Genomic DNA, 24,277 nt, shown 5'->3' with positions numbered 1-24,277 from the left:
ATTAGAATATAATGAAAACTTTGCGTCTTTTATTCCGATAAAATGACCTTATTTAAGGACATAAACCCGTTCAGGTCTTCCGATAGTTCCGTAGGATAAATCAGCTGCAATTTTCTCCTCGGAGATGAGATGTTCAAGGTATCTCCTTGCAGTTGTCCGGCTCACGCCAATTTGCTTTGCCACGGTTTCGGCCGTTAATCCATATCCCGCATCAAGCACTTCCATGACTTTAATCAGCGTCAGTTTATCGATTCCCTTTGGGAGCGTCGGCTTTTCATAAACGTCCTGCTGCATATACAAAAGCTTGTCCACTTCTTCCTGGCCCATGATTTTGTTTTCCGATCTGATTGCTTCAAGCTTTCTGTAGTGGTCTTCGTATCTGTTTAAGGACTGCCTGAACCGTTCAAAAACAACTGGCTTGATAATAAAATCAAACACTCCGATAGTAATGGCTTCCTGGACCGTTTCAATTTCCCGGGCAGCTGTTATCATAATGACATCTGTTTGCTTATCAAGCTGCTTGATCTCTTTTAATAAATCGCATCCGTTCATATCAGGAAAATACACATCAAGCAGAATTAAATCAGGTTTTAAAATATCTATCAAGCTTTTTGCCTCTGCATAATTTGCGGCGATCCCGATGGTCTGAAATCCTTTAATCTGTTCAAGAAATCTTCTTTGAATCTCAGCGATCCTTAAGTCATCTTCAATGATCAGCACCTCAATGGCTTGATTCATGATCATACCCCCTGCTTTTTGGAATGGCTACCGTAAATGCTGTTCCTTCTTCTTTTTTCGATGAAAACGTGATCGTTCCTCCCGTTTTTTTAAGCGCCTGCAAAACAAGACTCAACCCGATGCCTGCATTTTTGTCCCTGCTTTTTGTAGAGAACCCCTGCTGGAATATGCGCTCGAAATGGTTCTCATCTATACCTGGTCCATTGTCTTCAACTTCAATAATCAGTTCTTTGCCCAGATCTGTTAAAAAGAGAGATACCTTTTTATCCCCATCTTCTTTTTCTCTGACAGCTTCAAACGCATTGTTCAGCAGATTGCCAAAAATGGTGATTAATGCATCACGATTCAGCGAGTCGGGAACATCCTGAAAGCTGCTTCCTTCATCTATGGAAAACTGTATTTTCAATTCACTTGCCAGACTGATTTTCCCTAAAATAAATCCCGCGAGAATAGGATCAGGAATTTCTCTCATAATGAAGCCGATAAACCCCTGTGTGACATTTACTTCTTTTGAAATAAACTCAATCGCCTCTTTATATGAACCCAATTGGATAAGTCCAAGAAGGGTATAAAGCTTGTTTGAATATTCATGCGTCTGCGCTCTTAAACCCTCGGCATATGCTTTTACGTGGGACAGTTCCTTCAGCACCTGTGAAAGTTCGGATTTATTCCGGAAACTAGCTACAGCCCCAATAACTTCCCCTCTTTTATCAAATATAGGAATGCGGTTTACAACGAAAACATCCTCTAGAATGATAAATTCACGATCGTACTCGGCCTGACCGGAATCAACCACCTGCAGCAGATGAGTATCTTTAATAATCTCTTCAATCCGCTTTCCTCTTAACAGAATCTCATTTGGAATCTGCAGGATTTTATGGGCATTTTCATTTACCACCGTGATTTTCCCATCAGTACCAATGGCAATGATTCCTTCATGAATGGACTCTAAAATAGCATGCTTTTCCTGGTACATCCATGCAATCTCACGCGGTTCAAGGCCGAATATGGCTTTTTTTATATTTAAAGAGATTAATAATGCTGAAATAATTCCGCCTATTAATATGATGACCGTAAAGAATAAAATTTTGTTTTCAAGATTCGTCAGCTCTTTTTCAATATCTTTCTGAAGAAACCCAACAGAAACGACTCCAATTACTTGATCGTTCAGATCGAATATGGGTGCTTTTCCTCTAAGGGATGGCCCAAGGGTTCCAATGGATTCAGAGATGACGGTTCTTCCTTTAAATACCTCTTCGTTATCTCCGCCCACCATTTTTTCGCCTAATCGACTCTTATCAGGATGTGAGTATCTGATTTCCTCAAGGTTTCCTACGACGATAAATTCCGCCCCCACCTCTTTGCGGATTTTCTCTGCGATCGGCTGAATGGTTTCAGACGGATTTTCTGCTGAAAAGGCTTCCCCAATCTCAGGCATATAAGCGATCGTCTCGGCAACAGACAGTGCGTGCATTCCTTTATCCTTTTTCAAATTGGTCTCCATGATGGATTTAAACGTTAATTCAAATATCCCTGCCATCAGGACAACTACCAGGCAAATTCCTATCATCAGCTTCGTATGTAATCGCATTCATTCACCTCTGCTTAATCATAGTAAAAAAACTCCTTATTAAAAAGGAGTTTTTTAGCCCTCTACGTTTATAATGACATCCTTACCCCGTTTTTTCATCAAAACAGGAATCAGCAGCCATAGTGCCGTAAGAATTAAAAAGGAGATGGAAAGAGGCCGCGCGAAGAAAATGCTGTAGTCTCCATTTGAAATAGTAAGCGCCCTTCTCATATTGTTTTCTATCATTGGACCTAAAACCAAGCCTAACACTAGAGGAGCAATTGGGTAATCATTCTTTGTCAAAAAGTAGCCGAGAACACCGCATGCAAGGAGAAGGAGCAAGTCATAGACTGAGACCTGCACAGCATATACACCAAAAATGGAAATGGCGACAATAATGGGAATTAAGTACTTTTTCGGTGTTTGAATGATTTTCGCAAACACCTTAACAAGCGGCATATTTAAGGCAAGTAGCATAACGTTTCCGATAAACATGCTTGCAATTAAGCCCCATGCAACTTGAGGATGATCTTCAAAAAGCAGCGGACCCGGCTGAATGTTGTACATCATCAGGGCTCCCATCAGTATCGCAGTTGTCCCAGATCCCGGAATACCGAGCGTTAATAAGGGAATCATCGCGCCGCCAGATGCAGCGTTATTCGCAGATTCGGGCGCAGCCACTCCAGCAATCGCTCCCTTACCGAACTTCGATGGATTTTTGCTGATTTTCTTTTCCATGATATATGAAAAAAATGAAGCTAATGTAGCACCGGCGCCCGGCAGTATCCCGATGAAAAATCCTAAAAATGAACCTCTTGCGATCGGACCTGCTGATTCCTTCAATTCATCTTTAGAAGGAAAAATGTTATTGATTTTGGCAATTTCCGCATCTTCCTCTTCTTTTTCAAGAATCGTCTTAAAAACCTCGCCTAATGCAAATAAGCCAACAGCTATCGTTAAAAATTCAATGCCCTGATAAAGCCACGGAAAATCGAATGTAAATCTGGCAACTCCTGATACATTATCCACTCCAATCGTTGCGAGCAATAAACCTGTGATCGTCATGATAAGAGCCTTTGTCACCGATTTTCCTGCCAGACCGCTGACTGCTGCTATGCCAAGCAGCATCAGTGAAAAATATTCTGCGGGTCCAAACTTAATGGCTACGCTAGACAATGGTTTTGCCAATAAGATGAGAGCGATAAGCGTGACAATTCCGGCAAAAAAAGAACCGATTGCAGCGATGGAAAGAGCACTTCCCGCCCGGCCGTTCTTTGCCATTTGATAGCCATCAAGTGTGGTGACAACAGAAGATGATTCCCCAGGTGTATTTAAGAGAATGGACGTTGTGGACCCTCCGTACATGGCTCCGTAATAAACTCCTGCAAGCAGAATGATGGCGCTTGTTGCCGCTTGTTCCGGCGGCAGTCCTCCAGTCATAGAAGCTGTGACCGGTATTAAAAGGGCTACCCCGCTCATCGGCCCGATCCCAGGCAGAACCCCCACCGCTGTCCCTATCAGGACCCCTGCAAAAGCAAAAAGGATGTTATACCAAATGAGGGCTGACTGAAAGCCCTGCAGAAGATAATCTAGAATTCCCATCGCGCATTTCCTCCTTTCAATTTTTTAAAACCATATCGGAAAGCTTGGCAAGGTACCTTTAAGAACAACAACAAATAAATAATAGATTCCCGCAGAAAAACAAGCAGATATCACAATTGATTTCACCATCTGCCCCCGTTCCATTGCTTGAAAGCATATGAATAGGAAGACAAATGTCGTGATGACATAGCCGATTGTTTCCAAGAGCGCAATATATAGCAAGGTTGCAGCGAAAATAATGATAAAAGCTTTGATCTGCAAAGGTTCCTTTTTCCCGTATTTCTTTTGGTAATGAAGGGTTTCATAAAATAAACGCAGACTTAAGAGAAAAAGGATTGCACTGAGAAAAAATGGAAAAATATTAGGTCCGACAACACTTCCATATGAAGATTCTGCGATTTGCATACTGCCGTACATAAAGAGCGCTCCGACCGTTAAAAACAAAACGGCTGCTGCCCTGTCAAACTGGACTGACATTTGAATCATCCTTTCCTATTAGAAAAGCGGAAGCGCCCGTTTAGCGCAGGCATGGCAGATAAGAATCCGACAGAAAAGGCGCTTTTTGCCAATACTTTCGGAGCCGTTCTGGCCGAGGAGCCTGAGCGATTCCGCTCGCCATCGAAGCGCAAAATTTTATACTTTCTTATCTCTTAAGAAAAGCGGAAGCGCCCTGTTCTGGCTGAAGATCTAGGAGCTGCAGCCAGACATAGAAACGCTGAATTTTATTCTTTCTTAAAACTTGAAGCAAGAGGAAGCTTGTATCATTTCGCCATTCCGACAGCTTCAAGCAGGGTCTGCACTTGTTTTTCCTGCTCTCCTAAAAAGGTTTTAAAGTCCTCGCCATTCTTATATTCCATTTCCCATCCCTGTGTTTCGACTTCCTTTTTCCATTCCTCTGACTGGACTAATTTTTTCATTGTTTTCTCCCAGTATTTATAGGCTTCATCAGACATTTTTTCTGGTCCAAAAACCCCGCGCCAAATGGTGAATTCCGCGTCTATGCCCTGCTCCGCCGCAGTTGGAAGATCTTTAAGCTCGCCCTGAAGCCGTTCGGGTGCTGTTGTTGCCAGAACTCTTACCTTGCCTGCCTTTAAAAATTCTTTCACGCTTGATACATCTGTTCCGATCACATCAGCATTGTTCCCGAGAAGAGCTGTAATGGCCTCGCCTCCCCCATCATAGGAAACATATTTTAACTTTGTCGGGTCCACTCCATCTGCATAAGCTGGGAGAATCGAAATCAGGTGGTCCATAGAACCTGGTGCAGATCCTCCTGCAAAAGTAAGCTTGCCCGGATCTTTTTTCACATCATCCAATAAGGATTTAAGATCCTTGTATTTTGAATCTTCTTTCACAACAATTGCCCCGTAATCCTTCGTCAATTGAGCAAGCGGTGTTGTATTTTTGTACCCGTAAGGACTGTTCCCTTCTTTTTTCAGGTTATTGATGATCACAGGAGGCGAATTGACAAATAGCCGGTCATTATTTTGAACATCCTGTGTGGCATATTCGGCCATGAATACCGCACCGCCTCCGCCTGGTTTGTTTTCAACTGTGAGCGGCTGATCTACAAGCTTGGTTTCACTCAAGACCTTCACAAATGACCTTGCCGTTAAATCCCAGCCTCCGCCGGCACCTGATGGCGCGACAACCGTTAAAGCCTTTGTTGGATAGCCTGTACTTCCAGAAGCTGCTTTCTCACCGCTGCTGCATGCACCTAAGCTTAATGCAAGAGCGCCTGCACAAATGATCATGGATGCTTTTTTTATTCCGAACATATAAATCCTCCTTTGTAAGCGTTTTCTTAATTTTACAGAGGATTCTGAAAAAATATAGTTTAGACAAGTAAAGAGCATAAAAACCTTTAGCTCCTTTTTGTCCTTTTTGTTCACAGGTGAAATAACAGCTGAATTCATTTGAATAAATGGCGCGGGAAACATATAATTGTAAAATGAACTGATGATTTATGGATATAATGAAGTTTACATAGAAGAAAGGACGATTAATATTGGAAAATAACTCGTCAAACTTTATCAAAAGCATCATAAAAGAGGACTTGGAGAACGGAAAGCACAAAACGGTCATCACCCGCTTCCCGCCTGAGCCGAATGGATATCTTCATATCGGCCATGCAAAATCAATCTTAATCAACTTCGAACTTGCCGATGACTTTGGCGGCAGAACCAATTTGCGATTTGATGACACGAACCCTTTGAAAGAAGATCAGGAGTATGTTGATTCTATTAAAGAAGATGTGAAATGGCTTGGATACGAGTGGGATGAGCTTCACTTTGCATCAAACTACTTTGAGGAAATGTACAGCCGCGCTGTCCTTTTAATTAAAAAAGGCAAAGCTTATGTAGATGATCTGACTGCTGATGAAATCCGCGAATACCGCGGCACATTGACTCAGCCCGGTAAAGAAAGCCCGTACCGCAATCGTTCCGCTGAAGAAAACCTTGAGCTGTTTAATAAAATGCGCAAAGGCGAATTTGAAACAGGCAGCAAGGTGCTGCGTGCTAAAATCGACATAACCTCACCAAACCTGAATCTTCGCGATCCTGTTATTTACCGCGTATCACACGCGACTCATCATAATACTGGAGATACTTGGTGCATTTATCCGATGTATGATTTCGCCCATCCGCTGGAAGATGCGATTGAAGGCGTGACTCATTCCATCTGTACAACGGAATTTGAGGATCATCGTCCTTTATACAACTGGGTTGTCGAAGAATGTGAAATGGAAAGCAAGCCACAGCAAATTGAATTCGGCCGCTTAAATATCACGAACACTGTGATGAGCAAGCGCAAGCTGAAGCAGCTCGTTGAAGAAGGCTTTGTAGACGGCTGGGATGACCCGCGCATGCCAACGGTATCAGGCCTTAGAAGAAAAGGATACACATCAGATGCCATCCGGAATTTTGTAAGAGAAACAGGTGTGTCTAAAGGATACGGAGCGGTTGACGAAGCCATGCTCGAGCACTTCGCAAGAGAAGACCTTAAGCTGAAAGCTCCTCGTACAATGGGTGTCCTAAAGCCGCTTAAACTCGTGATTACGAACTATCCTGAAGGTAAATCAGAACTGCTTGATGCAGAGATCAATCCTGAAGTGCCTGAAATGGGCTCACGCCAAATCCCGTTCGGAAGAGAAATCTACATCGAACAGGACGATTTCATGGAAGATCCTCCGAAAAAATATTTCCGCCTCTTCCCTGGCAACGAAGTGCGCCTGAAGCATGCTTATTTCATTAAATGTGAAGAAGTCATCAAAGACGAAAACGGAAATGTTGTTGAGCTGCACTGCACATACGACCCTGAAACGAAAAGCGGATCAGGCTTTACAGGCCGTAAAGTTAAAGGCACCATTCACTGGGTTGATGCTGCAAATGCCGTTCCTGCAGAATTCCGACTCTATCAGCCGCTGATTCTTGACGCAGACCTTGAAGCGGAAAAAAGCGAAGAGGAAGCAGAAGAAAAAACATTCCTTGATTACGTAAATGAGCAATCCTTAGAAGTCGTTCAAGGTTTTGTAGAACCAAACATGAAGGACGTAAAAGGCCAGGATAAATTCCAATTCTTCAGACACGGGTATTTCAACGTGGATCCGAAGAATTCAACAGCTGAAAAAGCTGTTTACAACCGAATTGTTTCTTTAAAGAGCTCGTTTAAATTATAATAAACATAGAAAAGACCTAAATTTCTTCGAAATTTAGGTCTTTTTTTGATGAAATGTTCTTCAGCATTCGATTGTCAATGGTAAAAAGCTTGTCCAATAAAGATGAATGACGTCGTCTGAACTGCTCTTTTTACAAATCCAGTCAAAGTCCAACCCGAACATTGCAGAGATTTGGATGGTTTTAATCTTATTTTTTCGCGGTATAAACGTACTAACAAAGAAAAATTAAGGATAAACAAAATAAATACTAAGCAGAAAGGAGGACGAAGAATCATGAAAATCAAGGCAGGCAGCTGGAGAATGCTGAGTGTACAGGAAAAACTATTTATTTTGCAGGCAGTGAGCTACAAAATGAAAAAATAAAAAAGTGTGCAGCCGGCAGGCAGGAACCTTTTATCAGCCAAATTCCGCAGCCGATATCCACAAACATTCAACCAATTCTCAATTTTTTACAGCCAACATCAATCCTTCATCAGAAATGTAAAAAGCAGCCGAAAAAATGACGGCTGCTTTTCCTTATTTATTTCCACCATCCATCAAACTTGGTTGCCGGCAATTGGCGTTTATGCTCAGTAATTAAGTAGCGCTTTTCCACTTTAGAAGCGACTTCTTCTGACACTGTTTTCCCTTCTAAGTAATCATCAAGCTCATCATAAGTAATACCCAGCTCCGTCTCATCAGCCTGCTGCGGTTTATCGTCAAGCAAGTCAGCAGTCGGAACCTTCAAGTATAGTCTTTCTTCAGCTCCAAGCTCTTTCAGCACGCTTCTACCCTGGCGCTTAGTCAGACCAGCTAAAGGAAGCAGATCTGCTCCTCCGTCACCATACTTCGTAAAGAACCCTGTTACAGCTTCTGCAGCATGATCTGTACCGATGACAAGCAGACCAGCCTGCCCTGCAACCGCATATTGGGTAATCATGCGGGTTCTTGCTTTCACATTCCCTTTATTAAAATCACTCAGCTCATCCTGAATGGCATCTGCATATTGCTGTTCAAAGGAATCCACCGTCGTTTTAATATCAAACGTGACCGATTCATCCGGCTCGATGAATTTCAGCGCCAGCTGCGCATCATCTTCATCATGCTGAACACCGTAAGGGAGGCGGACCGCAATGAACTTCGCATCGCTTCTGCCTTCACTGCGCAATTCTTCAACTGCAAGCTGCGCAAGACGGCCTGCCAATGTAGAATCCTGTCCGCCGCTGATGCCAAGAACAAATCCTTTAGCACCTGTTTTTTTTACATAGTCTTTTAAAAACTCAATGCGTTCTCTTATTTCAGCCTTCGGATCAATTTCAGGTTTAACATTTAAATCACTCATAATCTTCTCTTGCAAGCTCATCAAAAATTCCTCCTATTGATATAAAGAATGTTTTTTAATGTATTCATAACAAGCATCAGGCAGCAGATAGCGCGGCTCCCCGCCTTTTGAAAACTCATCGCGGATGTATGTAGAGCTGATTTCCATCGCAAGACCCTTATCAATTAAGTGAAAAGTTGAGCCGTCATCATGATTCCGCAAAATCGGGGACCGGGAAATCGTCCGGAGCATATCGATGCCTTCTCTGGCCATCACAATAAACTTATTGCTTGAAATCAGTTCCTGATCATATTTCCACTTGCCCTCTGCGATATCAATAAGCAGATCAGCACCCATGATAAAATAAATTTCATCGTTCGGGTATTTCTTCTTAAAATGCTCCAGCGTGTAATACGTATAGACATTCCAGGCTTCCTGCTTAATTTCATGATCATCAGCCAAAAACTTATCATTTCCCTTAAGAGCAAGCTCAAGCATATTCCAGCGATGCAGATCAGATGTCTTCATCAGTTTATCTTTCCGTTTGTTTGAACACGGCAGAAAGATGATTTTATCCAGCCTGCAGCGATGTGCAACGGTGCTTGCCGTCCATAAATGAACATTTGTTATCGGATCAAACGACGAACCATAAATCCCTATCTTCCCCACTTGAGCTTCTCTCCCATCATCCCTCTTTTAGTTGTTTCCCTGTTCGATCATGTCTTTAACCTTTAATTTCACTTCTTCGATATTCCGCATCTTGTTCTCCCAGCAGCGCTCGCTTAAATCGACCGGGTACTCCTCAGGGTGCATCGTCCGTTTATATTCATCCCACAGGACATCCATATTTTGAGCCGCATAATCCTGGATCTCTCCTAGCTCAGGAAGGTCATAAACTAATTTTCCATCCACAAAGATATCACGGTGCAGTTCCCTCGCTTCAAAATTCGTTACAAATTTGCTGACGAACGTATGAACGGGATGGAACATTTTTAAGCGCTCCTCTGCCTGCGGTTTTTCATCCTCAAGCGCAATATAATCGCCCTCTGATTTTTTATTGACGGAATTAATGATGCGGTATACCTTTTTAATCCCCGGCGTCGTCACTTTTTCAGGATTTCCGCTGATTTTAATCGTATCCTTCATTTCCCCGTTTTCATTTTCAATAGATACTAATTTATAGACAGCACCAAGAGCAGCCTGATCATATGCAGTAATCAGCTTCGTGCCGATTCCCCATGAATCAATTTGCGCACCTTGTGATTTTAAGTTGATAATCGTATTTTCGTCCAAATCGTTCGAAGCAATAATCTGAGTCTCAGTAAATCCTGCTTCATCCAGCATCTTCCTTGCTTTCTTGGACAGATAAGCAAGGTCCCCGCTATCAAGGCGAATTCCTTTGAAGTTAATCTTGTCGCCAAGTTCTTTTGCCACTTTAATCGCGATCGGAACCCCTGATTTTAACGTATCATACGTATCGACAAGGAAAACACAATCTTTATGACGTCGCGCGTACTTATGAAACGCAGTATATTCATCACGATAAGCCTGAACCAATGCATGAGCATGTGTGCCTGCAACAGGAATGCCGAACATTTTGCCTGCGCGGACGTTTGATGTAGCATCAAACCCTCCGATATATGCAGCTCTCGTGCCCCAAATTGCCGCATCCATTTCATGTGCTCTGCGAGTTCCAAACTCCATCGCACTTTGATCGCCTACTACATGCTTGATGCGGGAGGCTTTTGTTGCAATCAATGTTTGATAGTTCACAATGTTAAGCAAAGCAGTCTCTATCAGCTGAGCTTCTGCAAGCGGCGCCTCGATGCGCAGGATCGGTTCATTTGCAAAAACAAGTTCACCTTCAACCATTGAACGCACGTTTCCAGTAAAGCGAACCTCTTTTAAATACTCCAAATAATCTTCTCTATATCCTAATTCATCTCTTAAATACTCAATATCACTTTCTGTAAAGGAAAAACTCTGCAAGTACTCGACAATGCGTTCAAGACCGGCGAAAACCCCATAACCATTGCTGAACGGCAGCTTTCTGAAAAAGACTTCAAACACGGCTTTCCGGTTGTGCATGTTATCTTCCCAGTACGTTTCTGCCATATTAATTTGGTAAAGATCCGTATGAAGCATTAAACTGTCGTCTGTGTATTTCATCAAAGGAACCTCCATCTGTCTATTCAACCCGTGCATTCAAGCTATTTTTAAAATGAGAAAGCGCCCATGCGTGGCCTTCAGGATTAAAACTTGCCACTGCTTTTTCATGAACAACTATTTTAAAGCCTTTGTTAAAGCCGTCAACTGCCGTATGCAGCACGCAAATATCTGTACAAACCCCAACAAGATGAATTTCCGTAATACCGCGTGCGCGGAGCTTCATTTCAAGATCCGTACCCGCAAACGCACTGTATCTTGTTTTATCCATCCATTGTACATGATTTTTCTCTTTATTCTGCTCATAAACGTCTTCAAGCTTGCCAAAAAGTCTGCGGCCTGCTGTTCCTTCAATATTATGAGGCGGAAACAAAGCACTTTCAGGATGGAACTCATCGTTCTCGTAATGCATATCAATCGCAAAGACTACATAATCACCTGAATCAACAAAAGACTCTGTCAGCTTTACAATCTCATCCTCTATCTCCTGCCCCGGCTTTCCGCAAGTAAGGGCCCCGTCATCCGCTACAAAATCCACCGTATAGTCAATGTTAATTAACGCTCTTTTCATCAATGTCCACTCCCCTATAGTATTTAACACTTAATGAATTGTTAATTATCAAATCTAATAACGTGCCGTATAAATCGGTTTGACTACATCCATCTCGACAAACGTATAAAGCTGCGTCGGTTTTTTTGAAGTCCTTGATGTCTTTCCCTCTGCCTCCTTGATAAATGGCAGTGTCTTAATCTTCCTTGAAAAAGACTGGTCACTAGCAATGGCAGGATCATCCGTCACTGTCTTCAGCACTGCCTGAAGCTCCGAATAAGTAAAGAATTCAGGAAGAAAATTCTTTGCCACAGTCGTCTGCAAAAGATCATTCGTAATCATTTTAATAGCATCCTCAATAATGTCCCTGTGATCAAACGCAAGATCCAGCTTCAATACATCCTTGATCGAGAAAAGCTCTACCTCTGCAGCATCATCCTGAGCTTTTCTCAGGGACAGCGAATGCTCTGGAACAATCGCATAATGCGCATTCGAGATAATCCAGCCGCGCGGATCGCGTCCCGGCTTATCATACACACCAAAGTGCTTCACATGAACACCGGAAACACTCGTTTCCTCTTCCAATTCCCGCTTAGCCGCCTCAAACGCCGACTCATCAGCCTGAACAAATCCTCCCGGAACCGCCCACTTGCTCGCCTCAATATTTGGATTCCCTTCAGCATCAAGCGCAGCACGCTGAATCAGCATCAGCTTCAAATCCATCAGCGGCGGCTTATATTCGCCATCGCTTTCAGATACAATCGTAAACACACAAATATCAGACGTGTACCCATCAGGAGTCCTGTATTTTTTTATATCGTATTTTTTAAGAGCTTCATCGTTTGACATGAATAACTGGCTCCTTAATTCTTTTTTAATTAACAAGTTGTTAATTGTTAATTTATTTATACCTTATTTTTTGGAGGGTGTCAATGAATTATGTGGGGAATTTTTGAAATGGTCTTTATTATATTTACGAAAAAAACCTTGAAAGGCATATGGCATTTCAAGGTTTTCAATCTAAAATTTTGTATTATGATCTAGAAACCGTATTCAATGAATTGAATCAAGAGTTCTCAGATATATATTTGTCTATTATCTTTTTAGGTCTATTTCCTTCTGTTATTAAACCTATGTTTTTATATTCCCAAATTATTTGCTGTTCATAAGAATCCACTTCTGATAAATCATCATAGTTGTAATCAATATCGAATTCACCCGTATGCTCAAGTTTAAATGTCAGATTGGTCCATTTTTCTTGGTTTTGTTCTCCGAATTCTTCCCATAAATATGTGAAACAATCATATAATTCATCTTCTAAATCCTCATACTTCTGTTCTTCTACGTCAAATTTTTTCACGATATCTAGATTATAAACAGGCACATCTTCCTCGATAGGGAAGTAATAATAATAAACTTGTCTTGAATCTTCACTTACTTCTGCATATAAATATATTTTCTTCAAAGGTTCTGGAATCATTTCATTTAGTATATTTGCAGCTTTCAGGTATATTTCTTCCATACCTTTAGTTTCCATTTTATTTACCTCCTCATGGGTTGCTTAATCGTGATGCCATGGCTCCGGCTGCGATGCGCTGGGCATCTGTAAGCTTTTCTCCTGTTACGGGGTCGACGCCTTCTGTGGCTCGTTTGTAGTCATAGTAGCCGGATACTTCGCCGGTGAAGGTTTGGTTTTGGTGATGTCCCAGAGTTTTTCGTACCACGGCCGTGCTTCGAGTTCCTATTGAATGTAGGATCAATTTCGATATTCTCTTTTTTATAAATTGTCCACTCTGAATAAGATTTTCACCCTATAACGAAGATTATGTAGATGAAGCTGAGTTCGCAAACAAAGATATAGAGGTACAAAAACAATATGCACGGTATTCAGTATTAGATGCTGTCTTTGCGTTGAGATTATTTAAAAAATCCATGATTATCATTCCTTTCTTATTTTCTTACTTTGACCACATATTCTATGACTTTCAATGTCGGTTAAAATCTCATTCGATTAACAAACCGATTAAAGCAGCTTGCCAACTCCAAAAATACCATGAGGCTGCATCAATATTATTCCTGCTAAAAAAACTTTAAATAAAAAAACGTGGATATAAAATAAATTCCACGTTTTTAAAATTAATTACTATTCATCCCACTCTTCATAAGTAAAAAGATTAAGTACTTATTCTTCAAATTCTTAAGTCATCTAATCTTTCATTTTCCTGCTGTATATCCTTAAATCTTTCTACTCTGTTTTCGAGATACTCTATAGATACATTTTCCAATCTTCCATCTTTTTCTTTTTTCACTAATATTATTGATCCACCGATCTTATTAATCTCCTGAATAAGTTTCAATAATTTTTTTGTACCATCCTCATCTTTTAATAATTCACATTGAAAGACTGGATCACCACTCAGTATATGACTTTTTATTTCGCTTATACCATCTCCAGTAATTTTTCTGACAACCTTAACATATTTTAATGTATTGTTATCAATTAATATTTTAAGGGAAATTATTGACATTATGTTTTCCACCTCTCTTAGAATTCTTCTGGGAAATCAGGATTATTTAGAGGTTTACCCCCACCTTGGTCAGAACCTTCAAAAGATAAAAAAGGTGCAGCAGACTCTGGTAATCCAGCTATCATCAAAAAATTCTTATCACTATTTATGATTGAACTATTATCTTTAAAAGATAAAAGTAAAAAACCTTGAAGGGCATGTAACCGATCAAGGCATTTAAAGATTTTCCTTTCATTTCACTATTTCCAAATAAATTATTATTTAAAGTAATATCCCTTAAACTTCCTCTTCGACTTTTAAATTACCGATTAATTCAGTAAGTGAATTAGCAAGTAGTTCATTTTCTTCTGTTTCAAAATCCTCTATAAAAATTTTCCCTGTTTCGTTGTCAATAGTAATTGCCATATCTTCTGGAGAAACAAAACCTATCTGTATAAATCTAAGTTCTCCACCATTGTTTTCTTCGAATTTTTTTAATGCTTCAAAAAATTCCAATATATGTTTTCCTGGTTCAACTGGTTCCAGATTAACTAATCTAGAGCCGTAAAAACCTTGTAAATTTAAAAACCAGTATGAATTAAAGTACTCTTTAATTTCAGGGTGAATCGTCAAATCCAGTTTTTTTTCAATTTCTGTAAAATCATCTAAGTCAGATTTTTCAATAGGCTTCCAATATACATACTCTTCGTCATCTGGATGACTCAAATACAGTAGAGTATCAATTTCTTCATCCCACGGTGCTTTGGGATATGTACCGTATTTTTTATCCCATACGTTAATAAGTTCCTTAAAATATTGTTCTAGCGCTTTCTTAACTTCCACTTCCTATCCCTCCTCAATTATTACTTAATAAAAACTTGAAGACGTTCAGCATTTTCCTGATCTTTCCCCCATATACCTATCTGCTTCTCGATATTATGGATTCCTCCACTACCTGGATGCAAAGGTTGTGGAATGGCGATTGCTTGTCCGCCACCACCAATATGATGATGTACTAAAGGTTTTCCTTTTAACCCTACAATATCGTACTGAGGGAAATTCCTTCTAAACACCGCATCATTCACAATTGCCCAACCATTATTCAGATTTTTTATGTTTGCATCACTAAAATATTCAGGGTGTAATTTGTATAGTTCGTTAAAGTAAAATTTATTATCTCTTAACCATCCTTCTGAATTTGTACTTTTTTCCCCTTTACCTAAATAAGGCATTTCTATAATTAGTTTCTCATCAGCTGCTATTTTAGTAACATAAGTTCCTTTTCTAGTAATTATTTCATACTCTTTGTTTAAAATCTCGTCTTCGACTTCACGATATACTCTAACAGGATGATTAACATTAACCTTACCCTTAAAATCTAGACTCTTAGCCATTGAAATTAAATCATTTAAAGACTTATACTCCACACCAAAACTATTCATATTAAATCCAGTACCTGTCGATGCAAATCTAAGCTTTATGTCAACTGGAATTGGAAGATCCCCGACCTTTCTTCCGATATCAGTTAATATCGCATTTGCATTCTCAACCTGCTGATTGATAAAACGGTTACTTAATGGTCCTTTTAGCAATCCACCATTCTTCGCAGCCAATTTATCCAATCCATAAGCTGCACCGCCAACTCCCACAATTCCAAGAGCCTGCATAAGACTCTGCTGTCTTTGCTGGTCTGTCAACTGATTCCCAAACATATCTTTACCCGTCACAGCCTCACCAAGCCCATTAGCCGACACCAGCCCATAAATCCCCATCTCCGTCTTCTGCAGTGTGCTAAACGATTTAGAGGTTTTATATGCATCAAGCGCATGGTCTGCCGCATTATAGGATTTAACCGTTTTATAGATTGCGCTTCCGCCCTTGGCAGCCCGGCCTGCCCAGCCGACGACCGGGATGAAGCCGGCTGCTGCCATGGCTCCGGCTGCGATGCGCTGGGCATCCGTGAGCTTTTCTCCGGTGACGGGGTCGACGCCTTCTGTGGCTCGTTTGTAGTCATAGTAGCCGGATACTTCGCCGGTGAAGGTTTTGGTTGTGTCCCAGAGTTTTTCGTACCACGGGCGGGCTTCGAGTTCCTCGGCGATTTTTGCCTGTTTTCTTGCTTCTGCCTGGTCGTTCTTGAAGGATAGATATTCTTTGGAGCTGTTTTCGATGTCCTTTTTCATTTTGTAGATGTCACTGTTTTGATAGGCTTTTGCATTGAAGTTGATGGGTGTGATCGTGCTGCCCTGTCTTGAGGATTCGAGCAGCTGCCCGAACAGACCGACCAGGTAGCTTTGATCGTTTTCTGAGATGGTGTATTCTTCTGTCAGCGCCTGATCGAGCTGATTGACTGCGTCCACTGTTTGGCTGCGTTCTTTTTCAGCTTTTGCCATGTGGTCTTCGAATGTGTCGGTTGAAAAAACATGCAGCGGGACAAGATCATCTATACTGCGAAAGATGGACTGCAGAGCATCCTGCCCGCTATGGACCATTTCCTTCGCACGATTTTGAGCACGCGGCACATTTTCTTCTATAAAGGACATTTGGACAAAGGTATCGCCTGAGAGCTTGGCATCTTCCGCATCACCGGGAATCCCCTTGAAAAAAGCGATGTTTTTATCAATGAGTCTCATCCAGGCTTCCACAACATCGACTTGTGCAGAATAAAAGCCTTTTATCGCTTCTGCCCCTTTCCCCTGGAATTCATCACCAGAGTTGACGATATCTAAAAACTGTTTTTTCAGCTGATTCAGCTGTTCCTTCAGCTCTTCGTATTGCTTGGCTCTCTTCTCCATTGCCAATACTAACGTTTTAGCTTCGTAAACTTTAATCGCTGCCACCTCCCTTTTGTCCTATCTGTGGACAATCGCTTCATCTTGTTCTTTCAATGAGTCCACATTTGCACGCGTATCTTCTACATTTTTCTGAACAATCGTTACGTACTGCGAGACAAATTGATGAATCATTTCCTCCCGTTCCTGCCATTTCTCCGTGAAGTCAAGCTTGTTTTGGCCGGCATCGTCTGGTCTGTCTAGAACCAAGGCGTCCAATGCCCGTTTGATTTCATCCAGCTGTTTCATCATTTCTGCATGATTCAGTTTAATTTGGGTCATTTAAAACAACCGCCTTTTTAAATCGTCTATTCTGTTTCCAAGCTCCTCAAATGCATCCTCGCCAACAGCCAGCAGCTTGTCTGCTTCATGTGCAAGTCCGCTGACTGCATTTAAAACTGTCCTGTCAATTTCAAGAGAATTAATCTTCCACTGAATTCTCTGCTTATAAGCATCATAATCTTCTTCTGCAATACTGCGCATCACTTTATAAGCTTCATTCCGGTCTTCATCAAAATCATCCGCTCTTGACCCTTTCCATAAATGATCAAGCTCGGGATCAAGAATCTTGCGCACCTCATTCATGCATTCCGTCTGCTCGCGTTCAATCTGCTGTTTAGCACGCTGAAGTCTATTAATCTGGTCATTCAATTCAGAAGATTGATAGGATATCGCACCATGAATCTGATTCAGCATTTCCGAAAAGCCCATTTTGATCACCTCTGATCCGAATTAATTTCCATATTTTATAGTATAAGGTAGATAGTAGCACGGTTGAATAGGACCAATGGCTTTAATTTGACAGCGGTCCCCTTATATCAACAAGAAAGAAGTGCAGAGTATGCACTTCTTTAATCTTCATCTTTAATGTCAATGTCTTCGGGAATCGGTTTGCTCAGCCACTCTTCCAGCTGTTCTTTGTATTTTTCCATTTGTTCAAAATGTGTCGTAAACTGCTCTTTGTTGATCAAATACTGCTCACCGTCATGCACTGCTCTGATTTGTTTCTGCAATATCAGATTTTCAATATACGCTTCCGGCATGGACAGATGCTCGGCTGTTTCTTTAACTGTAAGATACATGTTCAATTCTCGCTTTCCCTGCATAATTGGTATTCATTATTATAGTTGGATTATGCACTAAAGGAAAGCGGCAGTCATTTAGCCCGGCAAATTCGGTTCATTGCCCCGCTCTCGTGGTCTACAGAAAAATAAAAATCCGGCCAGGACTCTGATTGATGATTTTTCATCCCGCAAACAACCGCTACATCTGCTCTTAAATGTGATGACAAGTAGAGAAAAGAATAGCCATTTGGACATCTTACATGAAATACCTGATTGCCTTCCACGTCATAGCCAATGAGAAACTGCGGGTTATTCTCATGATCTCCTGCTAAAGCCAGAACCAAGCTGACACTTGGATAAAAACGCTCTTGAAGTATCTTCATTTCCCCTGAAAATCACCTCATTATTTAGTAGTTCAGTACGAAACTAGGAAATTTTCCCTCCTAACTCTTTACCCAATTTACAAGCAGAAAAACTTTTTTTAAAAAAATCAGACAAAAAGAAATGTATATAGTCCCCTTAATACTTCCCATGCATATCCAAATCGAATTTTCTGATAATATTAACTTTATACGAACATTACCAGGAGGAATCAATCATGACTAAAAGAAAACTTGTCATCACACAGGACCTTAATCAAAAACAAATCAATGAAATAACATCTATTATCCCTGACTGGGAGGTAGTAGCAGGAAGAGACAAATCCGTCTGGCAGGATCACCTTAAGGATGCTGAAGTAATTGCGGGGTGGAAAAAAGGAATGGAAGAAGATTGCCTTGCAGCGGACTCAACACTTAAATGGGTTCAGTCCTGGAGTGCCGGAGTCAATAATATGCCGCTTCAAGCTCTTAAAGAGAAAGAGGTTCTCTTAACCAGTGCAAACGGAGTGCACGCTTTCCCAATTTCAGAAACGATTTTTGCCCTCATGCTTGGTCTGACGCGAAAAATACATACGTATGTAAGAAATCAATCTGAACGGAAGTGGCATCATGCCGATATGAAGCTCGAGATTCACGAAAAAACAATTGGCATTATTGGCGTTGGAGCGATTGGTCAGGAAACAGCTAAGATCGCTAAAGCGTTTGGCATGAACGTTCTTGGTGTTCGCCATTCGGGTAAGCCTGCAGAGTTTGTGGATAAAATGTATACAAGTGATCAGCTGGATCAAGTCCTTCCCCAGTGTGATTATGTCGTCGTGACATTGCCGCTTACAAAAGAGACTCATCAGCTTTTCACATACGAGCAGTTTAAAAAAATGAAATCTTCGGCCTTCTTTATTAATATTGGCAGAGGCGAGACTGTGGCCGAGGAGGATCTCATAATAGCGCTTCAGGAAAAAGAAATTGCAGGAGCAGGACTTGATGTGTTTGAAATTGAGCCGCTTGGGGAAAAGAGTCTCTTGTGGGAGTTTGAAAATGTGATTATTACCCCGCATACATCCGGTTCAACAGAATACTATAACGAGCGCCTTGCAGAAACCATTCTGATTCCTAATCTGAAGCAGTATCTAACGGAGGACACCCCTTCCATCAACTTAGTCGATTATAAAAAAGGATACTGATTGTTATAAATTTTTAGTATAGGAAGAGCGCTTGTATTGGAAAATATAAAGACTAATACAAATCCAGAATCATAAATGAGGAACACGAATGATTATACAATTTGATCAACTAGAAAACCTTACTCTGCAGCATATTTTCGGACAAGCCTCTCAAAACATAACAAGCCTTGCTTTTCATTCAAAAAAGGTCAAGCCCGGCGCCCTTTTCTTCAGCATGAAAGGCGAAGAGCATGACGGCCATCAATATATTGATGAGGCACTGGCGAACGGAGCCGCTGCCGTTATCGGAACGAGCTTTGAAAAGCTCAGGCAGCTGAGCCTCTGCTATCCTGATCATACTTTCATTCTTGCAGAAGACGTAAGAGAAACAATGGCTCTTTTTGCAAAGAAGTTTCATAATCATTCAGATGAAAAACTGAAAACCATTGGTGTCACAGGGACCAATGGAAAGACGACTGTTGCGGCATATGTGCGCTCTCTTCTGACACTGTTGGAACTTCCATCGGGCTCAATCGGCACAACTGGAATTTGGGCGTCTACACATAAGCTTTCGTATAAAAAAAGCACTCCGACAACACCTGAGTCCACTGATCTTCATCAAATTTTTCATGATTTGGCGGAGTTTGGCGATAAAGCAGCTGTGATGGAAGTTTCCTCCATCGCAATAGACCAAAAACGAGTGCACGGCATCGAATTTGATGCAGCCATTCTGACTAACTTTTCTGAAGAACACCTTGAGTATCATAAAACGATTGACCATTATAAAAAATGCAAACTGGCTCTTTTTGACCAGGCAAAATCTGCGGTAATCAATCTTGATGACATGGATATGGGGCTTCAGCTTGCACAAACATACAGCGGCAAAAAAATTACTTATAGCTTATCTCCGCTAAGCGGGGCTGATATCAGTGCTGACAGCATTCAATTTTCTGATATAGGAACTACTTTTGATCTTTCTTATAATGGGAAGATTCATCAGGCAGCAGCTCCTATTTTCGGAACCTATAATATTGCCAACGCACTTGCAGCTATTGGAACAGCTCTTTTATTCAACTACAAAATGGAAGATATTCTGCGCGTCCTGCCGATGCTTGAGAGTCCAGAAGGCCGCTTCCAGGTTATTACCGGGCCGGACAACAAGAAAATCATTCTGGATTATGCCCACACACCTGTGGCCCTTTCCCGTCTGGTGGAAGAAGTTAAGAAAATGGAATACAACCGTCTGATTGTCATGATTGCAGGAATCGGCATCCGCGACTTTAATAAAATGCCAAAGATGGCTGCAGCCATTGAAGGACATGCAGACGAAGTCATCGTAACAGTCGACCATCCCGGACATCATGATCCTCAAATCATTATTGATCAAGTGATGAAAGGATTCTCACAGCCGAAAGCGTCAAACATTAAAGCTGCACTTACCCGCAAAGAAGGAGTCATCGCTTCTTTGGCAGCAGGTGAACCAGATGACATCATCCTCCTTACAAGCGGCTGCATAAATGGAGCACAAATTGTAAAAGGCAAAGAAATTCCTCATTCAGACGAGGAAATTATCGAGTCTCATTACCAATCTTATTATCATGACTGCCATGAGCTTGAAGCATAAAGCTCATGGCTTTTTGCTGCTTCCATATTTTTTTAGGCTGTCTATAGGCATCTGCCCTGCCACTCCTCATCTTATTACATAGGCTATTTAAGTATCATGACACAAAGGAGTGAAGTCCACATGAATCCCTATCAGTTTTATCAAGGCTATGTCCCTCAGCAAACAGACTATTATATGAATTATCAATACAACCCCTATCAGCCGCAGCAGCAAGTTCAGGACCAATTCGATCCAGATCGGCAGCCGCCTCAATTTCAGTCGCTTGAAAGAAGAATCAATGCGTTAGAAAGACAAAACGAGCAGCAATCACGTGAGATTAACCGGCAAAACCAGGAAATCAGAAATCTTAGAAGAGAGCTTAACCAGACAAATCAGGAAGTGACACGTCTTAATCAGGTCGTTGAGCGTCATACAAGACGTCTGAACCGCTTAAACCAGCGCCTTCGTGCAGTCGAGAACAGACTCAACATTCCGTTTACAGCTGAAGACGGGTTCTAACATCCAAAGCAGCCATTACGCTGCTTTTTTTATATGCAAAAAACCATCTGCTTTGTAAAAAGCCTGCATTCCATTAAAATAAGAACATATTCATTTATCCAAAAAGGAGCAGATGTATGTTTGAACTGCTGATTACAATGCTCGAACGGCTCAGTATTATTGTTATGATCGCATTTATTCTGACAAGATTCCGCTTTTTCAGAAGCATGATCTATCAGGACCAATTAAACCGCAGCCAGCAATATACAGCCATTCTTTTCTTTGGCTTTTTCGGAATCATCGGCACTTATTCAGGCTTGTCACTTAGCACAGAAACTCTCGAGTTTAACCGGTGGGCTTCAGGACTTGCCTCTGATGAAGCCATTGCTAATTCAAGAGTCATCGGTGTCGTGCTTGCCGGACTTTTAGGCGGCTATAAGGTCGGCATCGGAGCAGGGCTGATTGCGGGCATCCATCGCTTTACCCTTGGAGGATTTACCGCTCTTTCTTGTGGACTTGCTTCTATTATTGCAGGAGTTTTAGCAGGGGCTTTCTTTAAAAAGAATGCCCAAGTTAAGCTTTCTTCCGCTTTTCTTATCGGGGCTTTAGCTGAAACCATTCAAATGGCGGTTATTCTGCTCGTATCACGGCCGTTTGAAAAAGCCCTCGTCCTTGTCGAAATGATCGGGATTCCAATGATTCTCGCTAACGGTCTCGGTTCCGCTCTATTTCTTCTCATTATAAAAAATGTAGTGAATGAAGAAGAAAAAGCCGGAGCCCTTCAGGCTCAAAAAACACTGCGCATTGCTGATCAAACACTCGCCTATCTTCGTCGCGGCATGAATACACAATCGGCTCAGGCAGTTTGCCAAATTCTTCACAAGGAAATTAAGACAAGCGCTGTTGCGATGACAAGTAAAACCGAAATCCTTGCTCATGTCGGTCTCGGAAATGATCATCACCGAGTGAACAGTCCGATTCAAACACAAATTACAAAAGATGTGATTCGTAATGGTGATCTGATTATTGCGAGTGACAGTACCATTCATTGCAGAGAAGCATCATGTCCGCTCGGTGCCGCTGTAATCGCACCGCTGAAGCAGCGCGGGGAAACGATTGGCACGATGAAATTTTATTTTGAATCAAAAAAAGAAATTACGGATATTGTCATGGAGCTGATTACCGGCCTCGGCAGCCTGCTCAGCAATCAGCTTGAAATTGCTGAAGCGGATAAAGCCTATCAGCTCGCTAAAGAAGCTGAAATCAAGGCGCTTCAAGCCCAAATCAGTCCTCACTTTCTTTTTAATTCATTAAACACAATTGTCTCTTTAATCCGGATAGATCCTGCAAAAGCAAGAAAGCTTCTTGTCTCATTGTCCCATTTTCTAAGGTCCAACCTTAACGCAACCACCAATGACATGACCACACTTGAACAAGAGCTAAAACATATAAAAGCTTACCTTGAGATTGAGGAAACGCGTTTTGTTGACAAGCTGTCCGTTCATTATGAAATCGATGATGATGCCCTCCTTGTAAGAATCCCGCCTTTGAGCCTTCAGCCCATTGTGGAAAATGCGGTCAAGCATGGCATTAAGGACAAGGAAGAAAACTGTGTAATTACCATTTCCGTTCATAGAATAGACGGAACAACCTGCGTAAATGTAAAAGATAACGGACATGGGATGAGTAAAGAACGAGCACGACAGGCCGGAAAAGAAACCGTGCCGTCTGAAAATGGAACAGGCCTTGGCCTGTATAACGTCAACCGCAGATTAACCATGATGTTCGGCAGCACTTCTGCCCTTCAAGTGAAAAGTGTGTCAGGCCATGGGACTGAGATCTTTTTTACGATTCCGCATACGGAGGAAAAAAAGAATGGAAACAATTAAAATTGTCATTGCGGATGATGAACGGTACAGCCGCGACGAATTAAGACATTTACTAAGTGAATTTTCATCGCTCCAAATCATCGGAGAAGCAGATACAGGTGAAGCTGCTGTCATGAAAACACTTCAGCTTCAGCCTGACGTCGTTTTTTTAGACGTTGAAATGCCCAAAATGAACGGCATGGAAGCGGCAAAATCACTGATGGAATTAAAGAAAGTCCCGCTGATTGTGTTTGCGACAGCCTATCCTCAATTTGCGGCAGAAGCCTTCAGATACGAAGCAATCGATTATCTGCTGAAGCCCTATGATGAAGATCAGCTAAAACAAACTGTGCAGAGATTGGAAAAATTGCTGATTCAGAGCAAGAGTTCAGAGAGAAGTACAACACCCGGAAAGCTTGCCGTAGAGGCTGAAGGAGAAATCATCTACCTTGAACCAAAGGATATTTTATATATGTACCGCGATGATAAAGTTACTAAAATCATCACAAGGACAAAAAGCTTCGATACAAAAACACCATTAAAAGACTTAGAGTCCCGCTTAGGCCCATACTGTTTCTTTCGAATCCACAAAAGCTACCTTGTCAATTTGGATTATGTGACAAAGCTCACTCCGTGGTTCAATGGGGCTTATCAGCTTGAACTCGAAGGAACAGGGGAGATGCTTTCAGTAAGCAGGAATTATGTGAAATCGCTGCGGGAGCGGCTGGAGATATAAAGAAAAGAATAGCTGCATGATTTTTCTA

Annotated in this window: 24 protein-coding genes and 1 pseudogene; 6 read left to right on the top strand and 19 right to left on the bottom strand. The window is 41.5% G+C overall.

What is annotated here, in order from left to right; translation table 11 throughout:
* Positions 1–48 precede the first annotated feature (48 nt).
* The 5 genes from ABEQ24_RS08670 to ABEQ24_RS08650 form a co-directional block, all read right to left on the bottom strand.
* Positions 49–738 (bottom strand): response regulator, encoded by a 690-nt coding sequence (locus tag ABEQ24_RS08670; RefSeq protein WP_430006412.1) that lies wholly within the window; start codon positions 736–738, stop codon positions 49–51.
* Positions 722–2,329, bottom strand: a complete 1,608-nt coding sequence (locus ABEQ24_RS08665) for an ATP-binding protein (RefSeq protein WP_430006411.1) — start codon at positions 2,327–2,329, stop codon at positions 722–724. Before ABEQ24_RS08665 ends, ABEQ24_RS08670 begins: the two co-directional genes overlap by 17 nt.
* A gap of 54 nt (positions 2,330–2,383) precedes the next feature.
* Positions 2,384–3,910, bottom strand: a complete 1,527-nt coding sequence (locus ABEQ24_RS08660) for a tripartite tricarboxylate transporter permease (RefSeq protein WP_430006410.1) — start codon at positions 3,908–3,910, stop codon at positions 2,384–2,386.
* A 24-nt stretch (positions 3,911–3,934) separates the two neighbouring features.
* Positions 3,935–4,387 carry a tripartite tricarboxylate transporter TctB family protein gene (locus ABEQ24_RS08655; RefSeq protein WP_430006409.1) on the bottom strand — a complete coding sequence of 151 codons (453 nt, stop codon included), beginning with the start codon at positions 4,385–4,387 and terminating at the stop codon, positions 3,935–3,937.
* 284 nt (positions 4,388–4,671) lie between these two features.
* Positions 4,672–5,688, bottom strand: a complete 1,017-nt coding sequence (locus ABEQ24_RS08650; protein WP_430006408.1) for a Bug family tripartite tricarboxylate transporter substrate binding protein — start codon at positions 5,686–5,688, stop codon at positions 4,672–4,674.
* Between the two features lie 230 nt (positions 5,689–5,918).
* On the opposite strand from ABEQ24_RS08650, the gene ABEQ24_RS08645 reads away from it, so the two are divergent.
* The gene (locus ABEQ24_RS08645) at positions 5,919–7,589 is read left to right on the top strand and encodes a glutamine--tRNA ligase/YqeY domain fusion protein (protein WP_430006407.1); all 1,671 of its coding nucleotides are present in this window, start codon (positions 5,919–5,921) and stop codon (positions 7,587–7,589) included.
* A gap of 520 nt (positions 7,590–8,109) precedes the next feature.
* On the opposite strand, the gene nadE is transcribed toward ABEQ24_RS08645, so the two are convergent.
* The 14 genes and pseudogenes from nadE to ABEQ24_RS08575 all read right to left on the bottom strand — a co-directional run bounded on the left by nadE (position 8,110) and on the right by ABEQ24_RS08575 (position 18,387).
* Positions 8,110–8,931 (bottom strand): ammonia-dependent NAD(+) synthetase, encoded by an 822-nt coding sequence (nadE, locus tag ABEQ24_RS08640; RefSeq protein ID WP_430006406.1) that lies wholly within the window; start codon positions 8,929–8,931, stop codon positions 8,110–8,112.
* A 12-nt stretch (positions 8,932–8,943) separates the two neighbouring features.
* On the bottom strand, positions 8,944–9,558 hold the full coding sequence (gene nadD, locus ABEQ24_RS08635) for a nicotinate (nicotinamide) nucleotide adenylyltransferase (protein WP_430006405.1): 615 nt from the start codon (positions 9,556–9,558) through the stop codon (positions 8,944–8,946).
* A 27-nt stretch (positions 9,559–9,585) separates the two neighbouring features.
* Positions 9,586–11,058 carry a nicotinate phosphoribosyltransferase gene (locus ABEQ24_RS08630; protein WP_430006404.1) on the bottom strand — a complete coding sequence of 491 codons (1,473 nt, stop codon included), beginning with the start codon at positions 11,056–11,058 and terminating at the stop codon, positions 9,586–9,588.
* 19 nt (positions 11,059–11,077) lie between these two features.
* Complete coding sequence (locus ABEQ24_RS08625; protein WP_430006403.1) at positions 11,078–11,626, bottom strand: cysteine hydrolase family protein; 549 nt, start codon at positions 11,624–11,626, stop codon at positions 11,078–11,080.
* 54 nt (positions 11,627–11,680) lie between these two features.
* On the bottom strand, positions 11,681–12,454 hold the full coding sequence (locus ABEQ24_RS08620) for an NUDIX hydrolase (protein WP_430006402.1): 774 nt from the start codon (positions 12,452–12,454) through the stop codon (positions 11,681–11,683).
* A gap of 217 nt (positions 12,455–12,671) precedes the next feature.
* Positions 12,672–13,142: an immunity protein YezG family protein gene (locus ABEQ24_RS08615; protein WP_430006401.1), complete on the bottom strand. Its 471-nt coding sequence runs from the start codon at positions 13,140–13,142 to the stop codon at positions 12,672–12,674.
* Between the two features lie 31 nt (positions 13,143–13,173).
* Positions 13,174–13,334, bottom strand: a pseudogene (locus ABEQ24_RS08610) (pre-toxin TG domain-containing protein); the annotation flags it as partial.
* Between the two features lie 460 nt (positions 13,335–13,794).
* Positions 13,795–14,133, bottom strand: a complete 339-nt coding sequence (locus ABEQ24_RS08605; RefSeq protein WP_430006400.1) for a hypothetical protein — start codon at positions 14,131–14,133, stop codon at positions 13,795–13,797.
* A gap of 276 nt (positions 14,134–14,409) precedes the next feature.
* A complete protein-coding gene (locus ABEQ24_RS08600; protein ID WP_430006399.1) occupies positions 14,410–14,955 on the bottom strand; it encodes a SecY-interacting protein Syd in 546 nt (181 codons plus the stop codon).
* Between the two features lie 20 nt (positions 14,956–14,975).
* On the bottom strand, positions 14,976–16,949 hold the full coding sequence (locus ABEQ24_RS08595) for a T7SS effector LXG polymorphic toxin (protein WP_430006398.1): 1,974 nt from the start codon (positions 16,947–16,949) through the stop codon (positions 14,976–14,978).
* Between the two features lie 12 nt (positions 16,950–16,961).
* The gene (locus ABEQ24_RS08590) at positions 16,962–17,222 is read right to left on the bottom strand and encodes a YwqI/YxiC family protein (protein WP_430006397.1); all 261 of its coding nucleotides are present in this window, start codon (positions 17,220–17,222) and stop codon (positions 16,962–16,964) included.
* Positions 17,223–17,651 carry a YwqH-like family protein gene (locus tag ABEQ24_RS08585; protein ID WP_430006396.1) on the bottom strand — a complete coding sequence of 143 codons (429 nt, stop codon included), beginning with the start codon at positions 17,649–17,651 and terminating at the stop codon, positions 17,223–17,225. It abuts the gene before it with no gap.
* A 140-nt stretch (positions 17,652–17,791) separates the two neighbouring features.
* Positions 17,792–18,022: an excisionase family DNA-binding protein gene (locus ABEQ24_RS08580; RefSeq protein ID WP_430006395.1), complete on the bottom strand. Its 231-nt coding sequence runs from the start codon at positions 18,020–18,022 to the stop codon at positions 17,792–17,794.
* A 74-nt stretch (positions 18,023–18,096) separates the two neighbouring features.
* Complete coding sequence (locus tag ABEQ24_RS08575; RefSeq protein ID WP_430006394.1) at positions 18,097–18,387, bottom strand: hypothetical protein; 291 nt, start codon at positions 18,385–18,387, stop codon at positions 18,097–18,099.
* Between the two features lie 215 nt (positions 18,388–18,602).
* On the opposite strand from ABEQ24_RS08575, the gene ABEQ24_RS08570 reads away from it, so the two are divergent.
* From ABEQ24_RS08570 to ABEQ24_RS08550, 5 genes are all read left to right on the top strand, one after another.
* Complete coding sequence (locus ABEQ24_RS08570) at positions 18,603–19,565, top strand: D-2-hydroxyacid dehydrogenase (RefSeq protein WP_430006393.1); 963 nt, start codon at positions 18,603–18,605, stop codon at positions 19,563–19,565.
* 88 nt (positions 19,566–19,653) lie between these two features.
* Positions 19,654–21,168, top strand: a complete 1,515-nt coding sequence (locus tag ABEQ24_RS08565) for a UDP-N-acetylmuramoyl-L-alanyl-D-glutamate--2,6-diaminopimelate ligase (protein ID WP_430006392.1) — start codon at positions 19,654–19,656, stop codon at positions 21,166–21,168.
* A gap of 120 nt (positions 21,169–21,288) precedes the next feature.
* On the top strand, positions 21,289–21,666 hold the full coding sequence (locus ABEQ24_RS08560; RefSeq protein WP_430006391.1) for a hypothetical protein: 378 nt from the start codon (positions 21,289–21,291) through the stop codon (positions 21,664–21,666).
* 116 nt (positions 21,667–21,782) lie between these two features.
* Positions 21,783–23,534: a LytS/YhcK type 5TM receptor domain-containing protein gene (locus tag ABEQ24_RS08555; RefSeq protein ID WP_430006390.1), complete on the top strand. Its 1,752-nt coding sequence runs from the start codon at positions 21,783–21,785 to the stop codon at positions 23,532–23,534.
* Entirely contained in the window at positions 23,521–24,249 is a 729-nt protein-coding gene (locus tag ABEQ24_RS08550) for a LytR/AlgR family response regulator transcription factor (protein ID WP_430006389.1), read from the top strand. Before ABEQ24_RS08555 ends, ABEQ24_RS08550 begins: the two co-directional genes overlap by 14 nt.
* Positions 24,250–24,277: the final 28 nt, after the last annotated feature.

Source organism: Metabacillus idriensis, assembly GCF_050483325.1.
GTDB classification, from domain to species: Bacteria; Bacillota; Bacilli; order Bacillales; family Bacillaceae; genus Bacillus_P; species Bacillus_P idriensis_A.
The sequence above is the reverse complement of the archived record's forward strand: the minus strand, read 5'-3'. Positions and strand labels throughout refer to the sequence as shown.